This is a genomic window from Plasticicumulans sp., from assembly GCF_035331805.1.
GTDB lineage: Bacteria > Pseudomonadota > Gammaproteobacteria > Competibacterales > Competibacteraceae > Plasticicumulans.
The window spans coordinates 1-4,677 of the sequence record NZ_DAOLKE010000282.1; the positions used below are offsets into that span (position 1 = coordinate 1).

Sequence of the window (4,677 nt, forward strand, 5' to 3'; positions counted from 1 at the left end):
GCCCGCCCCGCCCCGCCGGCGTTCGCGCTGGCTGCGCGCGCTCGGCTGGTTCTTCGGCGGGCTGCTGGCGCTGCTGCTGATCCTGCTCGGTGCGCTCGGCTGGCTGCTCGGCACCGATTCCGGCCTGCAGGCGCTGATCGGCCTCGCGCGGGATCATGCGCCGGGCACGCTGGTGGTCGGGAAGGCCGAGGGCCGCGTGCTCGGTGATCTGCGCCTGAGCGGCTTCGACTGGCGCAACGGCGAGCTGCACGTGCAGGTCGCGCGCCTCGAACTCGACTGGTCGCCGCGCCGGCTGCTCGAACCGGCGCTGCACATCAGCCGGCTCGCCGTCAGCGGCGTCGCGCTGAAGCTGCCGCCGCCGGCGCCACCGCCGGAACCCCCGCCGCCCGCGCAGCCGTTCACGCTGCCGAACCTGGCGCTGCCGCTGGCGATCGAGCTCGACAACGTGATGGTCGACGGCGTGCGCGTGCAGCCGGCGGCCGGCGCGCCGGTCGTGATCGACAGCGCCCGGCTCGCCGCGCGCTACACCGTCGACGGACTGACGCTCGATCATCTCGACGTGCGCATGCCCGGCATGAACGCCGGCGGCAAGGGCCATCTCGCCCCGGCCGGACGCTGGCCGACGACGATCGAACTCGGCGGTCATCTCGATGAAACCCCGCTCGCCGCGCCGCTTGATATCACGCTGCAGCTCGCCGGCACGCTCGATCGCTTCGAGCTGAAGGCGAGCACGCGCGGTGCCGTCGAATCCACCGTCACGGCCAGCGTCGACGATGCGCTCGGCCTGCCGCGCTGGAATGCCGAGGTGCAGGCGCTAGCGGTGCTGCAGGCGCTCGCGCCCGAGCTCGGCACGCCGGCCTGGCAGCTCGCGCTCGAAGCCGCCGGCACCACGACCGAAATCCGCGTGCGCTCGCTCGCCGTGCATCGCGCCGGCAGCCCGCTGGCGCTGACCGCGCTCGGCGGCATCTCGCTCGCGCCCGACCCGGCGATGAGCCGCATCGAGTTCGAAGGCGACTGGCGCGCCCTCGCCTGGCCGATCGACGGTCCGGCGCAGATCGCGAGCCCCGAGGGTCACTTCCGGGTTTCCGGCACGCAGGCCGACTGGCGCACGACGCTGAAGCTGCTCGCCGACGTGCCCGAGGCCGGGCGGCTCGCGACCGAGGCAAGCGTGCGCGGCGACACCGCGCACGCCGTCATCGAATCGCTGGCCGTGCGCTCGCCGGACGGCCCGGCGCAGATCGACGCCAGCGCTCGCGTGAGCTTCGCCGACCTGCGCTTCGCGGTGGACGCGAACTGGCGCCAGCTCGGCTGGCCGCTGAAGGGCAAGGCGCAGTACGCGAGCCCGAAGGGCAGGCTCCAGGCCGAGGGCACGCCGAAGCAGTACACGTATGCGCTCGAACTCGACGCCGCCGGCGACAGCGTGCCGCCGCTGACGCTGAAGGCGAGCGGCGACGGCAGCGACGAGGCGGCCAGGCTGGCAACGCTCGCGATCACGCTGCTCGATGGCCGCATCGACGGCAAGGCCGACGTGCGCTGGGCGCCACGGCTCGAATGGGAGGCCGAACTCGCCGGGCAGAAGCTCGATCCCGGCAGGTTCGCGCCCGAATGGCCGGGGCGCATCGCCTTCGAACTCACGAGCGACGGCCACATCGATGCCGACGGCCAGCCGCAGGCGCACGTGCTGCTGTCGAAGCTCGACGGCCGGCTGCGCGATCAGCCGCTCGACGGGCGCATCGATGCGCGCGTCAGCGGCGCGAACCTCGACCTGCCGGCGGCGAAGCTCGTCTACGGCGGCACGCGCCTCGATGCCGAAGGCCGGATCCACGAGACCTGGGACCTGCGCTGGAAGCTCGCCGCGCCCGATCTCGCCAGAGCCGCGCCGGGCCTGCGCGGCCGGCTCAGCGGCGATGGTCAGCTCAGCGGCCCGCGCGAACGTCCGCAGCTCCAGGCGAAGCTCGACGGCCAGAACCTCGGCTGGCCGGATGGCGGCCTGCAGACGCTCACCGTGCGCGCCGATGTCGATTCCGCCGGCCGGCGGCGCTCGGAACTGCACGTCGACGGCCGGGCGCTGGCGCTCGCCGGCCAGAGTTTCGAGCGCCTGCAGCTCGATGCCGACGGCACGGCCGCCGCGCACCGCGCCGAACTGACGCTCAACGGTGCGCCGGTGCGCGCGGCGCTGCGCCTGAGCGGCCGCATCGACGGCGAACAATGGCTCGGCAGGCTCGAACGGCTCGACCTGCTGCAGACCGGACTCGGCGACTGGAAGCTCGAACAGCCGGCCTCGATCCGGCTTGCGACCGCCTTCGATGCCGCGAAGGTGTCGCCGCTCTGCCTCGCCTCGCGCCCGACCCGGCTCTGCGTGCAGGCCGACTGGCGCGCCGCCGACGGCGGCACGGCGACGCTGAAGCTGACGAAGTTCGTGCCGGACAAGGTCAAAAAATTCCTGCCGCCCGAACTCGCCCTGCAGACCTCGGTGGACGCCGACGCCGAAGCCGTGCTCGGCCCCGGCCCCGGTCATGCCCTGAAGAACGCGCGGGCGCTGGTGACGATCGCACCGGGGCGCGTGCGCTGGACCGGCGCGGCCGCGCCGATCGAGCTGCCGGTCAACGGCCGGCTGGAAGCGAAGCTCGACGCCGGCAGCCAGCTCGACGGCAGGCTGCAGTTCGGCATCGGCGGCAGCGACGGCATCGATGCCGAGGTGCGCACCAGCGGCCTGACGGCCGAGGCCGGCCTGAGCGGGCGCGTGCGTGCGAACTTCAACCGCCTCGACCTGCTGCCGGCGCTGTCGCCGGAAATCTCGCGCGCCAGCGGCCGCGTCAACGCCGATCTGACGCTCGGCGGCAAGCTGTCGGCACCGACCTTCCGCGGCCGCGCCGGCCTGTCCGGCGGCGGCTTCGAGCTGCCGGCACTCGGCCTGAAGCTGCAGGATGTCGCCGTGCTCGCCGATGGCGACGGTCAGGGCGGGCTGCGCTTCACGGGCGGCGCGCGCTCCGGCAGCGGCCACGTCGCGCTCGACGGCGCCTGGCAGCCGGCCAGCCAGCGCTTCCGGCTGCATCTGAGCGGCGAGGACTTCCAGGCGGCCGATTCCTCGACGCTGAAGCTGCGCGTCTCGCCGGAGCTGACCGCGCAGCTCGCCGACGGCACGCTGCGCATCGACGGCGAAGTGCACGTGCCGTATGCGCTGATCAAGCCGCCGGACCGGCGCAACGTCGTCAGTCCGTCCGATGACGTCTACATCGTCGGCGATGCGCACGCGGAATCGACGCCGATGGCGATCCAGGCGCAGGTGCGCGTCACGCTCGGCGACGACGTGCGCATCGACGCGCCCGGCTTCAAGGCGCGGCTGCTCGGCAGCATCGTCGTCGAGCAGGTGCCGCCGCTCGCGCCGCGCGCCACCGGCGCGCTCGAGGTCGAAAGCGGCGAGTACGAGATCTTCGGCCAGAAGCTCGACATCGAGCGCGGCCGGCTGCTGTTCTCGGGCGGCCCGGTCGACAACCCCGGCCTCGACCTGCGCGCAACGCGCACCGTCGATGACGTGGTCGCCGGCGCGCGCATCGGCGGCTCGGCCAAGCGCCCGGAGCTGAAGCTGTTCTCGGAACCGTCGATGCCGGACGCCAGCGTGCTGTCGTATCTGGTGTTCGGGCAGGCGCCAAGCGCGAACAGCGGCTCGGAATCGGCGCTGCTGATGCGCGCGGTCGCCGCGCTCGGCACCGGCGGCGCCAGCAACCTGACCGGCGGCATCGGCAAGTCGCTCGGCTTCGACCAGTTCGGCTTCGAGTCCGGCGGCGAGGACGGCGTCAAGGGCGCCTCGCTGATGCTCGGCAAGTACCTGACGCCGAAGCTCTACGTCAGCTACGGCGTCGGCCTGTTCGAGCCGACCGGCACCTTCCTGATGCGCTACAAGATCACCGACTGGCTGTCGGCCGAAGCCCGCTCCAGCGGCACGGCCACCGGCGGCGACCTGATCTACACGCTGGAGAAAGGCGGCCCGGCCGATCCGAAGGACCCGTCCTACATCCCGCCGCCGAGCCGCATCGGCGGCAAGTCGCCGACGCCGAAGGACAACACCGCCCCGCCGCCGAAACCCGGTGCCGGCGGCTGATCGGGCCGCGCCGGTCGCGCTATGCTCCGCGCCCGCCGCCGCCCGCCTCCACCTTCATCGAGATCATCGCCATGCCTTCCTTCGACGTGGTTTCCGAAATCAACGAACACGAACTGAACAACGCCATCGACCAGGCCAACCGCGACATCGACGCCCGCTACGACTTCAAGGGCGCCGAGGCGCGCGTCGAGCGCAGCGAATGGGAGCTGACGCTGCACGCGAAGACCGAATTCCAGATCGAGCAGATGAGCACGATCCTGTACCAGAAGCTCGCCAAGCGCGGCATCGACATCCGCAGCCTGAAGGTCGACGAGGTAAAGACCGCCAACCTCAAGGCCAGCCAGAAGATCACCGTGCGCCACGGCATCGAGTCCGAGCTGGCGAAGAAGATCGTCAAGCTGATCAAGGACTCGAAGATGAAGGTGCAGGCGCAGATCCAGGGCGAGCAGGTGCGCGTCACCGGCAAGAAGCGCGACGACCTGCAGGAGGCGATCGCGATGCTGCGCGCCACCGACCAGATCGACATGCCGCTGCAGTTCACGAACTTCCGCGACTGACGCGCCCCGCCGCCCGCG

General features: G+C 72.1%; 2 protein-coding genes. Both read left to right on the forward strand.

Annotated elements, in window-relative coordinates:
• A partial coding sequence (locus tag PKE44_RS15265) for a translocation/assembly module TamB domain-containing protein (RefSeq protein ID WP_324552742.1) occupies positions 1-4,102 on the forward strand: 4,102 nt, incomplete at its 5' end.
• A gap of 71 nt (positions 4,103-4,173) precedes the next feature.
• Entirely contained in the window at positions 4,174-4,659 is a 486-nt protein-coding gene (locus PKE44_RS15270; protein ID WP_324552745.1) for a YajQ family cyclic di-GMP-binding protein, read from the forward strand.
• Positions 4,660-4,677: the final 18 nt, after the last annotated feature.